This window comes from Rudanella lutea DSM 19387 (assembly GCF_000383955.1).
Taxonomy (GTDB): domain Bacteria; phylum Bacteroidota; class Bacteroidia; order Cytophagales; family Spirosomataceae; genus Rudanella; species Rudanella lutea.
In genome coordinates this window covers 75,042-94,430 of record NZ_KB913013.1, presented here as the reverse complement: position 1 = coordinate 94,430, position 19,389 = coordinate 75,042, and the positions used below count along the sequence as shown (strand labels likewise).

17 protein-coding genes are annotated in these 19,389 nt (G+C 52.1%); 11 read left to right on the top strand and 6 right to left on the bottom strand.

Annotated features, from left to right (window positions below; all coding sequences use genetic code 11):
- Positions 1-105: 105 nt before the first annotated feature.
- A complete protein-coding gene (locus RUDLU_RS0100475; RefSeq protein WP_044129716.1) occupies positions 106-309 on the bottom strand; it encodes a hypothetical protein in 204 nt (67 codons plus the stop codon).
- Positions 310-522: 213 nt separating this feature from the next.
- Between RUDLU_RS0100475 and RUDLU_RS0100470 the strand changes: the two genes are divergently transcribed.
- The gene (locus tag RUDLU_RS0100470; RefSeq protein WP_019986366.1) at positions 523-1,404 is read left to right on the top strand and encodes an SMP-30/gluconolactonase/LRE family protein; all 882 of its coding nucleotides are present in this window, start codon (positions 523-525) and stop codon (positions 1,402-1,404) included.
- A gap of 96 nt (positions 1,405-1,500) precedes the next feature.
- Here RUDLU_RS0100470 and argH read toward each other — a convergent pair whose 3' ends face one another.
- The gene (gene argH / locus RUDLU_RS0100465; protein ID WP_019986365.1) at positions 1,501-2,862 is read right to left on the bottom strand and encodes an argininosuccinate lyase; all 1,362 of its coding nucleotides are present in this window, start codon (positions 2,860-2,862) and stop codon (positions 1,501-1,503) included.
- A 249-nt stretch (positions 2,863-3,111) separates the two neighbouring features.
- On the opposite strand from argH, the gene sufC reads away from it, so the two are divergent.
- On the top strand, positions 3,112-3,870 hold the full coding sequence (gene sufC / locus RUDLU_RS0100460; RefSeq protein WP_019986364.1) for a Fe-S cluster assembly ATPase SufC: 759 nt from the start codon (positions 3,112-3,114) through the stop codon (positions 3,868-3,870).
- A 4-nt stretch (positions 3,871-3,874) separates the two neighbouring features.
- Positions 3,875-5,212 (top strand): Fe-S cluster assembly protein SufD, encoded by a 1,338-nt coding sequence (sufD, locus tag RUDLU_RS0100455; protein ID WP_019986363.1) that lies wholly within the window; start codon positions 3,875-3,877, stop codon positions 5,210-5,212.
- Between the two features lie 138 nt (positions 5,213-5,350).
- Here the strand turns inward: sufD and RUDLU_RS0100450 are convergent, their stop codons facing one another.
- A complete protein-coding gene (locus tag RUDLU_RS0100450) occupies positions 5,351-5,773 on the bottom strand; it encodes a secondary thiamine-phosphate synthase enzyme YjbQ (protein WP_019986362.1) in 423 nt (140 codons plus the stop codon).
- Positions 5,774-5,914: 141 nt separating this feature from the next.
- Here RUDLU_RS0100450 and RUDLU_RS0100445 point away from each other — a divergent pair, with 141 nt between their 5' ends.
- The 7 genes from RUDLU_RS0100445 (at position 5,915) to RUDLU_RS0100415 (ending at position 15,025) form a co-directional block, all read left to right on the top strand.
- Complete coding sequence (locus tag RUDLU_RS0100445; protein ID WP_027302628.1) at positions 5,915-6,676, top strand: creatininase family protein; 762 nt, start codon at positions 5,915-5,917, stop codon at positions 6,674-6,676.
- A 57-nt stretch (positions 6,677-6,733) separates the two neighbouring features.
- On the top strand, positions 6,734-8,020 hold the full coding sequence (locus RUDLU_RS0100440; protein WP_019986360.1) for an FG-GAP repeat domain-containing protein: 1,287 nt from the start codon (positions 6,734-6,736) through the stop codon (positions 8,018-8,020).
- Between the two features lie 161 nt (positions 8,021-8,181).
- On the top strand, positions 8,182-11,085 hold the full coding sequence (locus tag RUDLU_RS0100435; RefSeq protein WP_019986359.1) for a M16 family metallopeptidase: 2,904 nt from the start codon (positions 8,182-8,184) through the stop codon (positions 11,083-11,085).
- A 435-nt stretch (positions 11,086-11,520) separates the two neighbouring features.
- Positions 11,521-12,288, top strand: a complete 768-nt coding sequence (locus RUDLU_RS0100430) for a BRO-N domain-containing protein (protein WP_019986358.1) — start codon at positions 11,521-11,523, stop codon at positions 12,286-12,288.
- A gap of 332 nt (positions 12,289-12,620) precedes the next feature.
- A complete protein-coding gene (locus RUDLU_RS0100425) occupies positions 12,621-13,286 on the top strand; it encodes a hypothetical protein (protein ID WP_019986357.1) in 666 nt (221 codons plus the stop codon).
- 312 nt (positions 13,287-13,598) lie between these two features.
- Positions 13,599-14,372 carry a DCL family protein gene (locus RUDLU_RS0100420; protein WP_019986356.1) on the top strand — a complete coding sequence of 258 codons (774 nt, stop codon included), beginning with the start codon at positions 13,599-13,601 and terminating at the stop codon, positions 14,370-14,372.
- A gap of 11 nt (positions 14,373-14,383) precedes the next feature.
- Positions 14,384-15,025 carry a hypothetical protein gene (locus RUDLU_RS0100415; RefSeq protein ID WP_019986355.1) on the top strand — a complete coding sequence of 214 codons (642 nt, stop codon included), beginning with the start codon at positions 14,384-14,386 and terminating at the stop codon, positions 15,023-15,025.
- Between the two features lie 106 nt (positions 15,026-15,131).
- Here RUDLU_RS0100415 and RUDLU_RS0100410 read toward each other — a convergent pair whose 3' ends face one another.
- On the bottom strand, positions 15,132-15,569 hold the full coding sequence (locus tag RUDLU_RS0100410; protein WP_019986354.1) for a Uma2 family endonuclease: 438 nt from the start codon (positions 15,567-15,569) through the stop codon (positions 15,132-15,134).
- A 157-nt stretch (positions 15,570-15,726) separates the two neighbouring features.
- Between RUDLU_RS0100410 and RUDLU_RS0100405 the strand changes: the two genes are divergently transcribed.
- Positions 15,727-17,634 (top strand): YgiQ family radical SAM protein, encoded by a 1,908-nt coding sequence (locus RUDLU_RS0100405; RefSeq protein ID WP_019986353.1) that lies wholly within the window; start codon positions 15,727-15,729, stop codon positions 17,632-17,634.
- 56 nt (positions 17,635-17,690) lie between these two features.
- On the opposite strand, the gene RUDLU_RS0100400 is transcribed toward RUDLU_RS0100405, so the two are convergent.
- A complete protein-coding gene (locus RUDLU_RS0100400) occupies positions 17,691-18,791 on the bottom strand; it encodes a glycoside hydrolase family 130 protein (protein WP_019986352.1) in 1,101 nt (366 codons plus the stop codon).
- A gap of 11 nt (positions 18,792-18,802) precedes the next feature.
- Positions 18,803-19,384: a LutC/YkgG family protein gene (locus tag RUDLU_RS0100395; protein ID WP_019986351.1), complete on the bottom strand. Its 582-nt coding sequence runs from the start codon at positions 19,382-19,384 to the stop codon at positions 18,803-18,805.
- Positions 19,385-19,389 lie beyond the last annotated feature (5 nt).

Below are 19,389 nucleotides of genomic sequence, written 5' to 3'. Positions count from 1 at the left end.
TGTTACCCTTATGGGTCGATTCTGATGAACAGAATGTAATCGACATGCAGCAATTTTTTCCGCAAATCGATTTGAACCATTGACACATAGTCACTCAATTGGCCGTTATGCTTTCGCTATAGGATCGGGCATGGTTGTCAGCAAGTTATCTATATCGACGTGTTCGTTGAGTAAGACTCGGGCATTGAATATTTCCCAGAATAACTCATCGGAAATTTGGTAATCTTTTTGCAGCCTGATCATATCTCTGATACTTTCTTTCAATGGCTGGGGGTCGTTTGTCTGGGGTTTGGAATACAGGGGTTGCATAGCTTGTGTTTGGTTTTGTTGTACATGCATGCGCGACATACTAAACTCGCTCATTTATAGAGTGTTTCGTTATATACCATTAAAATTCAACCTTCCTCGCAGAGTACAAGCGCTGGAGCCTCTCAAGGGCCTATTCCTAAAATTTATCTTAGAAACTTGCAACCCGACGAACCGACGGTTTCCTTTGACTCTGAATGTAATCCAAAGAAGATCATGCAAAAGACATGCCTGAAAATTACCGTATTAGGTTTCGCGCTGCTCGGAGCAACCCTGGCCCAGGCATCCACAACTCAGCCTAAACCTAAACCCAAAAAACTGGTGATGGTCTGGGAAACTGACACCACCCTGCGCGTACCCGAGTCAGTACTGTACGATCCAGCTGGGCGGGTTCTGTTTGTGGCCAACATCGACGGAAAATCCGACGGACTTGATGGCAACGGCTTTATCTCCAAAGTCGGGCTCGACGGCAAAATCCAGAATCTGCGCTGGACATCGGGCCTCAATGCGCCCAAAGGGATGGGGCTTCACCGGAACCGCTTATACGTTACGGATGTGTACCGGCTGGTGGTGATCAACACCACTACCGGACAAGCTGAGAAAACCTACGATGCCGTCGACACCAAAAACGCGTTTCTGAACGACGTTACGGTCGCCAAAGATGGAACAGTGTACGTATCTGACAGCCGTTTCGACAAAATCTACCGGCTTAAAGACGACAAATGGGAAGTCTGGATGGAAGGCGAAACACTCAACAAGCCCAATGGGTTGCTGGCCGTCGGCAACGACAAACTGATGATCGGCAGCACCAAACTGGGGGCGTTGCAGGCTGTAGATGTAAAAACCAAAACAATTACGCCGGTTGCCAACGGAATGGCCGCTACCGACGGTATTGTAGCCGATGGCAAAGACAACTACCTGGTTTCGGACTGGAACGGTCAGATTTTTTACGTCGACAGCAAAGGCGAAAAACAACAGTTGCTCGACTCACGCGAACAAAAGATCAACACGGCCGACATTGAATACGTAGCGAGCCAGAAACTCCTGCTGGTACCTACGTTCTTCAAAAATAAGGTGATTGCGTACCGGGTTGAGTAAGCAACACAAGCTAACGCCAATTCGCCCGCCTACGAAAACGGTTTTCGTGGGCGGGCGAATTTTTTTGGGGCTACGGGGCAACCCATAAACCCAACACTATAAACTCTCTTGGTCGTCTGTCATGGGGCTGAGCAGGCTGTTCAGAGCCTCAGTAACCCGATCATTGCCAAAGCCGGCCATAGCCGCATCCATGTGCTGCACAATCCGGTCGTTCATCAGGTTACCGATGCTGCCTTCGTGCGTATGGTTGAGCTGACGGGGGGCCGTGTAGGTATGTTCGGCAATCTCTTTGCCCACGGTCTGGTAAGCCTCCCGAAACGGCACACCCTGCAACACCAACGCATTGACCCGCTCCACACTAAACAGCAGATCGTACCGCTCACTATCGAGCAGGTTTGGCTTCACTTCCAGGTTTTCGAGCATGAAGGCCGTGATGTTTAAGCAGTCGAGTAGCTCATCGAACGCCGGCATCAGCACCTCTTTGAGCAACTGCATGTCGCGGTGGTATCCCGACGGCAGGTTATTCATCACCAGGGTCACCTCCATAGGCAACGCTTTCAGGCGGTTGGTTTTAGCCCGCAGCAGTTCGGCCACATCGGGGTTCTTTTTGTGGGGCATGATACTACTCCCCGTGGTGAGGGCGTCGGGCAGGGTCAGGAACCCAAAATTCTGACTATTGTACAGGCAAATGTCCATAGCCATGCGCGACAGCGTAGACGCCACCGACGCCAGCGCATTCAGGGCAATCTGTTCGGTTTTGCCCCGGCTCATCTGGGCATAAACTACATTCACGTGCATGCCTTCAAAACCCAGCAACTCGGTCGTAAGCGTCCGGTTGAGCGGAAACGACGAGCCGTAGCCCGCGCCTGACCCCAGCGGGTTGCGGTTGGCAAAGCGATAAGCCGTCTGGAGGGTGAGCATATCATCGGCAAGCCCCTCGGCATAGGCCCCAAACCAAAGCCCAAACGACGAGGGCATGGCAATTTGCAAGTGCGTGTAGCCCGGCAGCAAATCGGCCTTGTGCATTTCGGAACGAGCCACGAGCTGATCGAACACGCGCCGGGTAGCCTCGGCAACAGCCCAAAGCCGGTCACGGGTGAAGAGCTTCATATCGACCAGCACCTGATCATTGCGCGAGCGCCCGGCATGAATTTTCTTACCAATATCGCCCAGTTGGCGGGTCAGCAGCAGTTCGACTTGCGAATGCACATCTTCGACCCCTTCTTCAATTTCAAACTCACCGGCTTCGATTTCGCCGTAAATCGCGAGAAGCTGCGCTTTGAGCAGAAGCAGTTCCTGCCCGTTGAGCAGGCCAATTTGCTGGAGCATGGTGGCGTGGGCAAGGTTGCCCAGCACATCGAACGGAGCCAGATAGAGGTCCATTTCGCGGTCGCGCCCCACGGTAAACCGTTCAATTTGGTCGTCGGTAACGACCCCTTCTTTTTGCCAGAGTTTCAAGACGTCATAGGCGAACGAGTGAATGGGTACATGAGTGAATTGGCAAAGAAGACTCGTTTTTTCGGGAGCCAAAATAGAATCAGAATGAAACCAGGCCATCCGCCAATTCACGCATCGGCTCATTCGCTAATTGCAAATGTAGTACAAGCCTGTCAACTTTTATGAGCGGTTTTTTGTTGACAACTCACAGACCTACAAGATCATCCGTTAACTTTGCGGTTCATTTGAAGCCGCGACTGATAACCTATCATGCTTACTATTAGCGATTTACAGGCCAACATTGGCGAAAAGCAGATTTTAAAAGGCATTAACCTCACCGTCAACGCCGGGGAAGTACACGCCATTATGGGCCCCAACGGCTCGGGCAAAAGTACGCTGGCGTCTGTTTTGGCAGGGCGGGAAGACTATGATATCACAGGCGGTAGTGTAGATTTTGAAGGGAAAGATTTGCTCGATATGGCACCCGAAGAGCGGGCTGCCGAGGGCATTTTTCTGGCATTTCAATATCCTGTGGAGATTCCGGGTGTAAGTACGACCAACTTCCTGAAAACGGCCATGAACGAGATCCGCAAGTATCGCGGACAGGATCCGCTCGACGCGGTTCAGTTTCTGAAGCTGATGAAGGAGAAAATGAAGCTCGTCAACATCGATCAGTCACTCCTGAGCCGCGCCCTGAACGAAGGGTTCTCGGGTGGAGAGAAAAAACGGAATGAAGTATTCCAAATGGCCATGCTCGAACCGAAACTGGCGATTCTGGACGAAACCGATTCTGGTCTCGACATCGACGCCCTCCGTATTGTGGCCGAAGGTGTCAACAAACTGCGCTCACCGGAGCGGGCTACCATTGTGGTGACGCACTACCAGCGTTTGCTCGACTACATCGTTCCCGATTTTGTACACGTACTCTACAAAGGCCGGATCGTGAAGTCGGGGCCGAAAGAACTGGCTCTGGAGCTGGAAGAAAAAGGATACGATTGGATCAAAGCAGAAGTGGAAGCCGGCGTATAAGATCATGAGCAAGACCAATCAACCTGACAATACCCCTGTTCCGACGTTCCGCGATCAGCTACTGGCTGGGTTTCGGGCTTCGGAGGAGCGGATGAACGGCGAGAGCAAATCGGCCCTGCATCAGGTACGCCGGGCGGCCCTGCAAACGTTTGAAACACTCGGTTTCCCAACCATCAAACACGAGGAGTGGAAATACTCCAACGTGGCCGGGCTGATCAATAAGGCCTATGAGCTGGAGCAACCGTCGGCCGTTACCGCCGACGATTTGGACGTATTACAAATCCCGAACCTCTCGGGCAACATTCTGTACTTTGTAAACGGGCAGTACCGTGCCGACCTGTCGCGCATTGTGAGCCCGGCATCGGAAGTGCAGATTCTGTCGTTCCGGGAAGCAATGACCGAGCAGTCGGAAGCTGTGGGCGCGTACTTTTCGCGTCTGGCCGATTTTCAAGACAATGCTTTCACGGCCCTCAACACTGCTTTTGCATTTGATGGCGTGTTTATCCGGGTGCCCGACAACAAAACGGTTGCCGAGCCGATTGTGATGCGGTTTATCAACGACGCCCGCGAGGCCAACGTAGCCGCTCAACCCCGCAACCTGATCATTGCCGGCCGCAATGCCGAGGTGAAAGTGATTGAGTCGTACCGGACGCTGGGCGAGCAATCGAGCTTTACCAACACCGTAACCGAGGTATCGGTGGCCCGCGACGCTCGCGTGGAGTACTACAAGGTACAGAACGATACCGAACAAGCGTACCATATTGGTACCACGCAGGTACGGCAGGCCGACAGCAGCCTGTTTTATTCGGCTACCGTGACACTTAATGGCGGGTTTGTGCGCAACAACCTCAACATTGTGCTCGACGGTGAGCATTGCGAGGCCCACATGTACGGTCTGTACATCCCGAACGGGCGGCAGCATATCGACAACCACACCCTGGTTGATCACGCCAAGCCGAACTCGTACAGCAACGAATTGTACAAGGGTATTCTGGAAGAACGTTCGACGGGGGTTTTCAACGGAAAAATCTACGTTCGGCCTGACGCCCAGAAAACCAACGCGTACCAGTCGTGCAAAAACGTGGTGCTCTCGCCCGATGCAACCATGAACACCAAGCCGCAGTTGGAAATTTACGCCGACGATGTGAAGTGTTCGCACGGAACCACCACGGGCAAACTGAACGAGGAAGCGTTGTTCTACATGCAGTCGCGGGGGATACCGAAGCAGCAGGCCCAAACCCTGCTCATGTACGCCTTTGCTGAGGATGTGCTGAACAAAATCAAAATTGAGCCCATCCGGGAGTATCTGGAGAAAGTTGTGGCCCAAAAATTGGCCGTATAACTTTTTTAATGAATAGTGCATAATGAAAAATGGATAATGCTGCTCACGGGCGGTTCATTATCCATTTTTCATTATACACTATTCATTTTTCATTACCCACTATCCATTATACATTCTTCATTACCCATTCCCCCTGCATCACTCGCCCCAGGCCGTGAGCAGCAGCGTACGGCTACCGCCCCTGTCCCGGTGCTCGCCCAGGTAAATGCCCTGCCAGACGCCAAGGTTTAGCTGCCCATTGGTAATCGGAATAAGAACCGAGTGCCCCAGCAGAGCTGCTTTGAGGTGGGCGGGCATATCATCGTCGCCCTCGTAATTGTGCTTGTAATAGGGCGCCCGCTCAGGCACCATCTTGTTAAAGTGGGTCTCAAAATCCTGACGTACTGTTGGGTCGGCGTTTTCGTTGATGCTCAGGCTCGCCGACGTATGCTGAATAAACACCTGAAGCATTCCAACCCGTAGCTGTTGTAACTCCAGAAACTCCCGCTCCACGGTTCGGGTGATGAGATGAAAGCCGCGCGGGTACGGTTGCAATCGAATCGTTTTTTGAAAGAAAGGCATACAGGCAAATCCTAAATTTTGGTGGCCCAACCGGGCACAGACGCTAACTTGCAGCATCTTTTCTGTAACGCCTATTGGGCCCGTTGAGTTTTACCGTTCGGGGTCTGTAAGCGTTGCAGACGACTCTGAACCAACATGGCTATGCGCCCGTACATCTTAGCTGAAACCAACTACCGAGCCATTCAGGAACGCCCTATCGAACTGGCCATTTTGCCCTGGGGCGCCACCGAAGCCCATAATTACCACCTGCCCTACGGTACCGATGTGTACGAAGCCGACCACATTATGGCCGAGGCTGCCCGGCTCGCCTGGGAACAGGGGGCCAATGTGATGGTACTGCCCACCGTACCGTTCGGAGTAAACACGGGTCAGTCGGATATTCTGCTCGATCTGAACATTTATCCGAGCACGCAACTGCTTATTCTGAACGATCTGGTGGAGGTACTGCACCGGCAGGGCATTCGGAAACTGCTTATTTTCAACAGCCACGGCGGCAACGACTTCAAGCCACTGATTCGGGAAATTGGTCGGCGCTACCCCGATATGTTTATCAGCCTCTGTTTCTGGTTTACGGTACTCAACCGGTCGGCATATTTTGAGGAGAAAGGCGATCATGCCGACGAACTCGAAACGAGCGTGATGCAATACCTCCGCCCCGACCTAGTACAGCCCCTCTCCGAAGCAGGCGACGGAGCCGCCAAACGCTGGAAAATTAAAGGTATGGACGAGGGTTGGGCCTGGGCCGAGCGCCAATGGTCGAAGGTGACAGCCGATACGGGCATTGGTAATCCCTACAGCGCTACCCCCGAAAAAGGCGAGCGGTTTTTCAAAGACCTTACGCAGAAAGTAAGCACCTTGCTGATGGATCTGGCCAAAGCTGACCCCAACGACCTGTACGAGTAAGCAACCCTCGGCAGCCTGCTTTTACCGGTATCAATTCACCCCAACCGGTTCGGCTCTATGCGTCTGCTCCTTTGTTTACTCCCTCTGTCGGTGTTGGCTCAGTCGGGGCCAAACACCCCTACGAAAACCCCACCCGATCCGAAGTTCCGGATTGAGGTTGTCGATAATCAAATCAGCATCGGATACGGGTTGGCGATTGGCGATGTCGACGGTGACCGCCAACCCGATATTCTGATGGCCGATCAGAAAGAGTTTGTCTGGTACAAAAACCCCGGCAAGCGGTCAACGAACCAACCAAACGCGGCCAAGCCCGCACCCGACGCGCCGAGCCGCTGGACCCGGCATGTACTGGCCCGCAACCTGACCCCACAGGATAACGTCTGCCTTGCCGCCCGCGACCTCGACGGCGACGGACGGGTCGAGATTGCCGTTGGAGCCGGCTGGAATCCCGCCGAAACGGCCGACAGCACCAAATCAGGGGCCGTATTTTACCTCGTACGTCCGCAAGACCCTACGCAACTCTGGGAAGCCGTTCGGTTGCCGCATGAGGTGACTACCCACCGCATGCGCTGGGCCCGCACCGGCCGCAACAACTACCAACTGATTGTGGTACCCCTGCACGGACTCGGCAACAAAAACGGCGAAGGGCGGGGTGTGCGTATCTGGGGCTACGAGTTCCCAAAAAACCCACGCGGTCGCTGGAAGCAGCACCTGGTCGACTCGACCATGCACCTGACCCACAATTTCGAGATCTGGGAGGATGGTAACACCACCAGCTTGATTATCGGGGGCAAGGAAGGAAGCAAACGGGTGGCCTGGCAGAATGGGGCCTGGCAAAGCACCTCGGGCGCAGGTGCCCGCAACCTACCGCAAACAGGCAACGCGACCGGACCCATGGCGGCCGGTATCGGCGAAATCCGGCGACTCGATGGCGGCAAGGCCATTGCCACCATTCAGCCGATGCACGGCAATCAGTTGGCAATTGAGCCGGGGGTTTTTACAACGGCCAAACCCCAAACGAATGCACCGGTGCAGACACCCAACGCCCTCAGTCGTGACCTGAGTCAGGGCCACGCCTTGGTGTGCGCCGACTGGCTCGGGCTGGGCCGCGATCAGATAGCGGTGGGCTGGCGCAACCCCAACGCCGAGGGCAAAGTAGGCGTACGGCTGTTCCGCCCCGAAGCGGACGGCAACTGGACTCCCCTCCCCCTCGACGATAGTGTCCGCATGGCCTGCGAAGACCTCTTTACCGCCGACCTCGACAATGACGGCGACCTCGACCTGATTGCGTCGGGCCGGGCCACGCTAAACCTGCTCATTTACTGGAACGAACGCATTCCGTAGACACGCTATCGTCGTCTATGACTCAGCCACTCATACCGCGATTTGACCGCTCATCAGGTAAGAGGACGTTAGCGGAATAATTGGTCAAAAAAGTTGACTAAATGAGCCTTTTGCCAATCATTTAGTAGTAATTTCGTCGTTTCACCGATACATTCTACTGAATGAAACTCACTTCTTTACTCCAGTTTGCCATTGTCGGGCTGGTGTCGGTCGGAACCGCCTATTCGCAGGCGAAACTGGTCGAAAAAGTAACCCGCAAGGGCAACGAACTAGTGATTCCGTACGAAAAGTACGTACTTCCCAACGGCCTGACGGTGGTGGTGCACGAAGACCACTCCGACCCGATTGTGCACGTCGATGTGACGTACCACGTGGGCTCAGCCCGCGAAGAAATTGGCAAGTCAGGCTTTGCGCACTTCTTTGAGCACATGATGTTTCAGGGCTCTGACCACGTTGCCGACGATGAGCACTTCAAAATCGTGACGGCTTCGGGTGGTACCCTAAATGGCTCGACCAACCGCGACCGGACCAACTACTACGAAACCCTGCCGAGCAATCAGCTGGAGCGGGCCCTTTGGCTCGAAGCCGACCGGATGGGCTTTCTGCTTGATGCCGTAACCCAGAAGAAGTTCGAAATTCAGCGGGCTACCGTGAAGAATGAGCGCGGCCAGAACTACGACAACCGCCCGTACGGACTGGCGGGCGAGTACATCGCCAAGAACCTCTACCCCTACGGTCACCCCTACTCGTGGCTGACTATCGGCTACGTAGAAGACCTGAACCGGGTGGATGTAAATGACCTAAAAAACTTCTTCCTGCGCTGGTACGGCCCCAACAATGCCGTGCTGACCGTAGGCGGTGACGTGACGCCCCAACAGGTGCTGGCCCTTGCCGACAAATACTTCGGTACGATTCCGCGCGGCCCCGAGGTGAGCAAGACAATTGTACCGGCGGTGGTGCTCGAAAAAGACCGCTACGTGTCGTACGAAGACAACGTCCGGTTCCCAATGTTGCAGATTGCGTACCCAACCGTACCCAACTACCACCCCGACGAAGTTGCGCTCGACGCCCTCGCCGAGATTCTTGGCGGTGGCCGTACCTCACTGTTCTACAAAAATCTGGTGAAAACCCAGTTTGCCGTACAGGCCAACGCCGGTCACCCCACTACTGAACTCGCCGGTCAGTTTGCCCTGTCGGTGTTGCCGTTCCCCGGCAAACGCATCGACAGCACGCAGGCGCTCATTCGCCGGACAATGGCCGAGTTTGAGAAGCGGGGCGTTACTGACGATGACATGGCGCAGTTCCGCGCGACCCGCGAAACCCAGTTGATTCAGGGCCTGTCGAGCGTATCGGGCAAGGTGTCGCAGTTGGCTGCTTATCAGACGTTTCTGGGCAACCCCAACTACCTGCCACAGGAGCTGAAGCGCATTCAGAGCGTAACCAAGGCCGATGTGATGCGGGTGTACAACCAGTACATCAAGGGTAAAAATGCGGTAGTACTGACGGTATACCCCAAAGGCAAGCCCGAAACCGTAACCACGCCCGACAACTACACGATCTCGACGGAAGGCTACAAGGCTCCCGATTACGGGTATGCTGGCCTGAAATACAACAAGCCGAAAGACTCGTTTGACCGCAGCGTGAAGCCCGGTCCCGGCCCCAACCCGGCCCTGAAAGTGCCGCCGTTCTGGAATGACAAACTCGCCAACGGTATCAAGATCATCGGTACCCGCAACGACGAAGTGCCGACCGTAACCATGCTGTTTACGATCAAGGGCGGGCACCTGCACTCGGCCAACGACCCCGGCAAGGCGGGTATTGCCCAACTGACGGCGTCGCTGATGAACGAGGCTACCCAGAACTTTACAAGCGAGCAACTGAGCCAGAAACTCGACAAACTGGGTAGCGACATCAGCATCCGGGCAAGCACCGAAGAGATCAATATCTCGGTTGAATCGCTGGTAAAAAACCTCGACTCGACGCTCGCCCTGCTCGAAGAAAAACTCCTGCGCCCCCGGTTCTCGGCCGACGACTTCGACCGGTTGAAGAAGCAGCAAATTGAACTGGTTGCCAACCAAAGCACGCAGCCCGTTGTAATTGCCAACAAAGCGTACAACAAGCTGCTGTACGGCGCGGGTAACATCCGGGCAGTACCCGTGAGCGGAACCACCCGCACCGTAGAAAACATCACGCTCGACGATGTGAAGGCGTTTTACCAGAAATACCTGTCGCCCACGGTGACGAATCTGGTAATTGTGGGCGATGTGGAGCAGAAAGCCATCATGTCAAAGCTGGCTTTCCTGAACAAGTGGGCGGCTAAACCCGTCACGGTGCCCACGGCCGCCGTGACCCGCAAAGTCGACAAGACGCGGCTGTACCTGATCGACAAGGAGCAGGCGGCTCAGTCGGAAATTCGGATCGGCTACCTGACCGACCTGCCCTACGATGCCACCGGCGACTACTACCGGGCGTCATTGGCCAATTATATGCTGGGCGGTGCCTTCAACAGCCGGATCAACATGAACCTGCGCGAAGACAAAGGCTTTACGTACGGGGCCCGTTCGGGCTTCGCGAGCACGCACACACCGGGGCCTTTTACGGCGCAGGCCGGTGTAAAAGCAGCCGCTACGGATAGCTCGGTGGTTGAGTTTGTGAAAGAAATGACGCGGTACGCCAAGTCGGGTATCACGCCCGAAGAGCTGGACTTTGTAAAAAGCTCACTCGGCCAAAGCGATGCCCTGCGCTACGAAACCTCGCTTCAAAAGGCATTTTTCCTTAACCGGATTATCGACTACAACCTCCCCAAAAACTTTGTGGAGCAGCAAAGCGACATCCTGCGCAAGATCACGAAAGCCGAGATTGATGCCATTGCGAAGAAGCGTCTGCCGGTCAATAACATGATTATTACGGTGGTGGGCAACAAGCAGCGCATCAAGCCGAGCCTGGAGAAACTGGGCTACGAAATTGTGGAGCTGGACAAGGAAGGCGACCCGGTGGGTACGTCGGCCAACCAGAAAGGCAACGAAGCCCCCCCGGCCAAAATGTCGGGCGGCAAAGGGGAGTAACACCTTAACGTGTAACCTTTTCACCGGGGGCGGATTGGCAACAATTCGCCCCCGGTATTTTTTTAGGCCACGCTTAATAGAAAGTAAGCCCGCTTTCGGGCACACCTGTTGCAGGAGAACGTTTACGTATGTATGATTGTGGGCGGATCATGCCACCTCTCGAACACTTAACTACTTTTTGTTGAAAGTCAACAAGTTATAATTAAGTGAGTTTGCGTACAATATAGTGTTGGGGGTTAATTCAAGTACTTTCGTTGCCGTCCCTCGTGCGACAAAGCGAACTTGTTTGAGTTCAGGCTTTCGTCCGTGTTTCATCTTTCAGCTGACAGATGACACTTGGGCCTAAGGTAGCCCTTTGAGATGTGAAGTGAATGGAAGAAACAATAAATTTTCTTTCAGAAATCAGTAAACCACTCACCTAATAAATAAACTTCAATGCAGTTTCAAATTTTTAAATATCAAGAAGAACAAGAACAACTTGGAAACCTAACAACGGTCGAAATTAACGGAGATGTCTGGTTCGTAGCTTCGGAAGTATGTTCCTTATTGGACATCAAAAATACAAGTGATGCTGTTTCAAGGCTCGATGACGATGAAAAGCTGACCTCGGTATTACCGATATCAGGTCAAAACAGGAACGTTAGCTTAATTTCAGAGAGTGGATTGTACGCTTTGGTTTTTAAAAGCAACAAGCCTAACGCGAAGCAGTTTAGAAAATGGGTAACGAAAGAAGTTATTCCAGCCATCAGAAAGACAGGTAGCTTTGGCATTAATAGGCTTGAAACTCCAAATTTCGTAGTTCGCTTTAATGACAATTGGGACAGAACAGAAAGGGGCTATTTTTCGGTAATTAGTGAATTATTCATTCGACTTTATGGCCGATTTGAGAACGCAGGGTATCAAATACCAAACAAAGCTTTTGATGGTAAAGAAATTCGGCCAGATGTAAGTGTGGGTCAGCGGTTCGCTAAACATTTACGAGACCATTTCCCCCACCTGACAGATACTCACAAAATGTATTTGCATAAGTTTCCAAATGGATTTGAGTGTGAAGCACGCCAATACACAAATGACCTTTTACCAATCTTTATTAAGTTTGTTGATGAGGTCTGGATACCTGAGTGTGCTCAAAATTATTTTAAGCCACGAGATCCTCTGGCACTTGATTACTTACCCAAATTGTTAAGTGCAGGAAAGCCCTAATTCGCTCCGCGCTGCCATCTCTCGTGCAACAACAAGCATGTCCCTTCACGAAGTAGCAACCCTACTATCTGGGGGTGTAAAGGAGCTACGCCCCATCAGCTCCTGTGGTCGTTGGGTGATGCATAACAAGCAGTGCGTGAGTGCCAGCGTTCTGGCGCCAAAGCACACGTTTCGGTTATGCGGCTTTGGACTTGCGGGGCGGGCCTCGATTAACAGGGCGAACGCCGGAATTAGGCAGATTTGGGCTTCTATTCTAGCGTTTCCGGCGACAAGGTAAACACCCCAGATGGGACAGTTGATGTTTGCAATTTGATGTTTAAAACAGCTATCACATGGCTTTCAAGGAAGAGCTATCACAACTTCAATCGCTACATATAGTAGCTTCAAGGTTCAAGCATATGGTTGAGTATGAGCCAGATTCTTGGAAGCTGTTTGAACCTTCAAAATTTATCTACTCTTACTTTTCCTTCAATACGTTCTACTCTGTTGATTGGAAGGCAAGCATAGAAAATAAGCAAGTTATAAACTATCAGTTTTCTGAAAATGATGCAGAGAACATCAGCGAGTTCAACAAAATCAAAAATTTGATTGAGTTCATTCATGAACACCTTACCAGAGAGCAGTTGATACAATGTCTTCAAGAAATTCGTTTCAATATGCCTTTGGACAGGGTTATTCTTGAATTGGAGAACATACAACCTGATTCGAGAATTAGCCAATCGGACAAAGACGAGTTTATTAAGGCGTTCAAGCAAGCCTTTGAAAATCAAAATTTAACCGCCAGAGGTCATAAGAAACTGATTCGGTTAATTTCAAGCGTTCGCAATAACATATTTCACGGCACAAAGGACATCATCCAAATGTCCGACTCCAAACAGCGTATCCGTCTTAAAATCTACACTCAGGTTTTGACTCTGACGAACTCGCTATTGTTTTTGGCTTTGCGAAACGTCACACCAGAATTAGAAGTGCCAAGTGAGTTTAGGATCCGACTTTAGCCGCTCCGCGTGGGCGGGTCGCGGGCGACAGGCTGCAAGCCGGTAAGTCAGCGTTTTCAGCCCAACCAAACGGATGTGTAAAGGTTCAGGTACGTTCGTTCAGGTGGCCTCTCGCTCGCCATCAACTCCTGCGGGCGTTGAGTGAACTACAAAAAAAGTGTTTCCATTTTTAGGTTGCGGTCGACAGGTTGCAGGCCACTGAGGGCAGCGTTTAGGCATCCATTTCTGGGTTCCGGGCCACAAGGAGAACGCTTGAGTAAGGAAAATCAAACCTACCAGGCGGGTTACTGCCGACAAAGTGAACAGGTAAAAATGGCAAAGCCACTCAAAATAGGACAAAACGAGTTTAAGTTTAAGAAAGACGCACTTGCTTACTACAAAGCAATTTTGAACTCCTATAACTTCGGTGAATCATTGAGCGATTCTGATTTACAAGCGGTTGCTAACCTCCTCGAGTATGACTATTTGAACTCTCTGACGGAGGATGAAAAAATAGAACTCGAAAATGAGGATTCAGAAAAAGTTGAAAATAGTACCGGTCAGAGCGAAGATAATTTTTACATAAAAGATATACAGGTAGCTCGTGTGCAGTTCAACACCAAGTGTTTTGAAGTATTTTATGCTGATGGCACAAGTCAGTACATATCATACCTGATGTTGATCAACAACAAAGAGCACAATTCAGAAAAGATGTTTTATGTGGCTTGCCGAAACTCGGTTCACGCTGATATTCGTGCGGTGAAGCAAGCATATTTTGATACCCACTCCCTCAAAGGTCAAGTAAAGTGTCAGGAAACAGGAGTTTTATCAAAGTGGACTGAGCTTGTCGTGGACCATCGGCAGCCTAATACATTCTCAATTATTGTTGACCGTTTTAAAGAGGTGACTAACCTTGATTTAGAGGCCATTGAATACACCTCAAATGCTCAAAATCAAATCATTTTTAAAGACGAAAGCTTGACTGAAGATTTTAGAGCCTACCATAAGAACAAGGCTAATTTGCGACTGGTCAGAAAAGAATGTAACTCAAGCAGAGCAGCAATGGCACGAGTCAAAAAGACAACTAAAGATTTGACAGTTATCTAATTTGTCACTGCATGAATACGGTTGAGAGCATACTAAGCGAAGACTCATTGAATACCCTTAAACAAATATTGGGAGCTACTGAAGTTGGTTTTTTTGCCAGATCAGCACACCTTTCTCTCAACCGTAATCAGCAAATAGAAATCCCTATTAATGAGATTATCATTCAACACCGACATCAAGGGTTACCGACGCAAACAGTTAAATTAAAAAGCAGTTGGTTCGATTCTGGAAGCACCGGTGATGTCTACAAGCTCGAATTAGAAAACCAACCGGGCTTTACTCCCGATTTTAACCAGCATCCTGATCTAAGGGTTTATATGCGTTGCCAGATCAACCCTAACCGAATCTATATATTTGGCAGGGAGTATCCTTGTACCCTTCAAGCACGTGATATAGACTTCTTATCTAAACAAGAAGCTTTTAGTGATCAAACTTTAAAGGAAAATCAAACGCTTACTATTCGGTACGAAAGTATAATTTGGATTGAACAAGACCCGTATAATTTTTTAATTATCAAGTGTAGTTTCAATGGATTAGAGATTAGTTACAATGATTTTGCCACACAAAATTATTTACTATACCTATGGGAAGATGAGCGTAACGAGCGTTGGTATAAGAAAACGCAGACTTTAACTAAAGGTACCGGAAATTGATATCAATCTACGTAGCACATAATCAACTTTATAGCTTACTTTGTTCGCCCCCTTTAGGCAAATACAGGGCCTGCCATCGAAACCGAGGGCAACACAACGTCTACTCTCACACAAACACTCCCGAAAGCGGCAACTCAAAACCCGTTTGAGGGTCGCGGAGGGTATCGTCGTGGTGAAAGAATTCGTAGTGGCCGGGCTTGTCAAAGACCATAATAGCCCGCAGAATGGGAATCACGATCCAGCAGGACTTCACCCCGAAACGGAAATAGGCATTGGTTTTAGTCACCATCTCGTCGGTGCTTTGGCTCGCTGACCGCGACGGCGGCCCGGTAATCTCAATACAGGTTAGGGGCGGGTCAGAACGTTTGGCAGGCTCGTGTTCGTAATCAAACTGAAAATTTGGGTAAACGACCACATCCGGTGTGGTGCCATAAGGCGTAGTGGCTAACGAAACCTCCGACATGATGCGATGTGTACCACGATACCGAAGTTTCAATTCAAAAGAAATGTTGGCCTGAATAGAGCCATGTACGGCATTGGGCATAGGTTTTCCACGTTCACGTTCGTGGGGTGAGATTTCAACAAGAGCTTCCATCGACGTTAGCAGTCTATTTTTATCAAAGACAACCAAAAACCAACCGGCTCAAACCGGGAATCTTTTCCTATATTCGATGTTTTGCTGATAGACAATTCACGTACTCATGATTGAAAGACCCATTACGGATTGGTTGCCGCTGACCAAACAGGAGGTTGAGAAAAGAGGCTGGGACGAGGTCGATATCGTGCTGGTGTCGGGCGACGCCTATGTGGATCATCCGGCCTTCGGAACCGCTGTAATCGGCCGGATTATGGAAAGTGAGGGGTTCCGGGTGGCTATTATCGCCCAACCCAACTGGAAAGATGACCTGCGGGACTTCAAGAAATTTGGTCGTCCTAAATACTTCTTCGGCGTAACGGCCGGGTGCATGGACTCGATGGTCAACCACTACACGGCCAACAAACGTCTGCGTTCCAACGACTCCTACACGCCCGGTGGCGAAGCGGGTTTCCGCCCCGATTATGCCACCATCGTGTACACCAAAATCCTGAAAGAGCTGTACCCCGACGTACCCGTGCTGCTGGGCGGCATTGAGGCTTCGCTACGCCGGGTAACTCACTACGATTACTGGCAGGACCGGCTCATGCCGTCGATTCTGGTCGATTCGGGGGCCGATATGCTGGTGTACGGCATGGGCGAGCAACCCCTCCGCGAAGTGCTGAAACTGGTACGCAAAAACGTACCCTTTTCGTCGATGCGGAACATCAATCAGGTGGCCTTTATGCACGATGCCCGCACCGAACTCCGTGATTACAACAACTGGAACACGGTAGAGCTGGCAAGCCATGAGAAGTGCCTGGAAGATAAAATTGCGTACGCGGCCAACTTCAAAATTGTGGAGGTCGAGTCGAACAAGTGGCAGGCCAACCGCATTGTACAAACCGTAGGCAATCAGGTATTGGTGATTAATCCGCCGTTTAAAACGATGGACGAAACCGAGATCGACAAGTCGTTCGATTTGCCGTACACACGCCTGCCCCACCCCAAATACAAAAAGCGCGGGCCTATTCCGGCCTACGAGATGATCAAGTTTTCGGTGAACATGCACCGGGGCTGTTTTGGGGGGTGTAGTTTCTGTACCATCTCGGCGCATCAGGGCAAGTTTATTGCGTCGCGCAGTGAGCAGTCGGTGATGCGGGAGGTGGAAGAAATCACGAAACACCCGGAGTTCAAAGGGTACCTTTCTGATTTGGGCGGGCCGTCGGCCAATATGTACAAGATGAAGGGTAAAGACGAGTCGATTTGTGCGCGTTGCCAGAGCCCAAGCTGTATTCACCCGGTGATCTGCTCCAACCTCGACACGTCGCACAAACCGCTTACGGAGCTGTACCGGAAGGTAGATGCCCACCCGAAGATCAAGAAGGCGTTTGTAGGGTCGGGGGTACGGTACGATTTGCTCGTCGACGACTTTAACAAGAACAACGAAGACGGCAACCACGACGAATACATGGAGCAACTCGTTACGCGCCATGTGTCGGGCCGGTTAAAAGTGGCCCCTGAGCATACCGCCGACGATACGCTGCGGATCATGCGGAAGCCGTCGTTCAAATACTTCAAGCAGTTTAAGCGGAAATACGATCAGATTCAGGACAAGCACAACCTGAGTCAGCCGCTGATTCCGTACTTCATTTCGTCGCACCCCGGCTGCGAGGAGGCCGACATGGCTAACCTGGCGGCCGAGACCAAAGACATGGGTTTCCAGCTCGAACAGGTGCAGGACTTTACGCCCACGCCCATGACGGTGGCCGAGGTGATCTACTACTCAGGCGTGCATCCGTACACGTTGAAACCCGTAAAAACGGCCAAAACACGGGAAGAAAAACAGGCGCAAAACCGCTATTTCTTCTGGTACAAACCCGAATACAAAGACTGGATTCGGAACCGACTGACCCGGCTCCAACGCCCCGATTTGGCCGAAAAGCTGCTCGGTGGCCCCAAAAAGAAAGAAAACGCCCCCTCTGAGGGCAAGCGCAAATTCACCCGGAGTTTTTCTGGCAAGAAGAAGCGGTAAGGGTGAGACCTGGAGATGACATCTCGTTTGGAGAGATGTCATCGCTTTATTAAGCCCTACCGTCCGGCAACGGCGACGGCGATTTTTGAGTCGGCGGTGCCGTAATACAGGAACCACTTGCCCCGGAAGGGCACCATACCTTCCAGAAAACAAACCTGATTCACCTGCCCGTCGGTCTCGTAGGGTTGATCAGGTTTGATAAAGTACGTTTCCGAACGGTCGATCAGGCGGGTGGGGTTGGCGGCATCGAACAGCAGTTGACCACCGGCATACGCCCCTTCAGGCAGATTAGGCTCACCCGTTTTGGCCTCGTTCATACCGTTGTAAATAAGCAGAATCCCTTTGGAGGTGAGCATCGCATAGGGGCCGGGCTCCAGCAACCGGACATCGTGCTTCCCCTTCCGCGAGTTGGCCGCACTCACCCGTTGGCCCGACTCGGTTTCGAGGGGTGTCCAGTGAATCAGGTCGTCTGATGTGGCCACGTACAATTGGGGTTGGTCGCCCCAGTACATCCAGTACTTGCCGTTTATTTTTTGCGCCACCATCCGGCTACCGACCTGCCTGCATACAATGGCTCCCGACTTCGACCATTCGTTACGATACCGGCCGTTGTACGCATCGCCGAAGGCCAGCCCCTGCTTCTGCCAGGTCTGCAAATCGCGCGAGGTGGCTACACACAGACGGGCTTTGTCGCCGTCGTAGGCCGTGTAGGTCATCACATACACCCCGTTGGGGCTTTCGACCACGCGGGGGTCTTCGCAACCTCCCTCCCATTCATACACCTTCATGGCGTCGTGGTTGGGGTAAAATACAGGCTGCGGCATTCGTTTAAAATGGATACCGTCGGTACTGACGGCCAGCCCCAGCCGCGAGGTACCGGCGTGTTTGCCCACCACATCTTCGGCCCGATAAATCATGTACACCTTGCCATTGCGCACCACGGCCGCCGGGTTAAACACGTCTTTCTCTTCCCACCGAACCGTCTCGCCCCGAACCGGGCACGCAAACGTGGTTGTTTTCAAGGGAGTGATGATCGGGTTTACCCTATTCTGCTTCTGAAACGGCCCCAGCATCCAGGGTTTGTACGGCGACTGCGCCCAGACGGGCAAACTGATAAGAAGAAGCCACAACGGGCGCAGCAGGTTGCTATAACGCATAACAGAACGGGTCAATCGACTAAAAACACGGTCATCGTTTTCGGACCGTGGGCGCCCAACACGAGCGACTGCTCAATATCGGCCGTTTTCGACGGACCCGCAATAAATAACCCGAATCCGTAGTCGGCCGAGCCAATGCGGGCGTAGGCCTCGTGCATGGTCGGGACAATTTGGCCCGCCGACAGCACCACGCCCAGATGTTGACAGATAAACGGCGACGCCCGGTGCATCATCAGGGGGTCGGTAATCCAGACGGCCCCGTTTTCAGCCACACCAAAGTGCACGTTGAGCACGGCAAACTCTACGTCGGCCAGTTGGTGGGGGCTGGTATCCTGCCACTGTACTTCGGCCACCTCGGCTAATTCGGGGAGCGTGGTGATAACCCGGTGGGCCGGGTAGTGGCTTCGGATGTACGCGGCCACACCGTTCAGATCGGGCACGGGCACTACCTGCCCGCCAATGGTGGTCAGAATCTCGGTAAACCGCTCCACCACCCGGTCGGCAAAGGTGTTGCTCGCCGGGATAGCGGGCAGGGCCGTGAGGGCGGGCTTATTCTGCCGAACGGCCTGTAGTATTTTATCGCGAGGGCTCAAGGCGT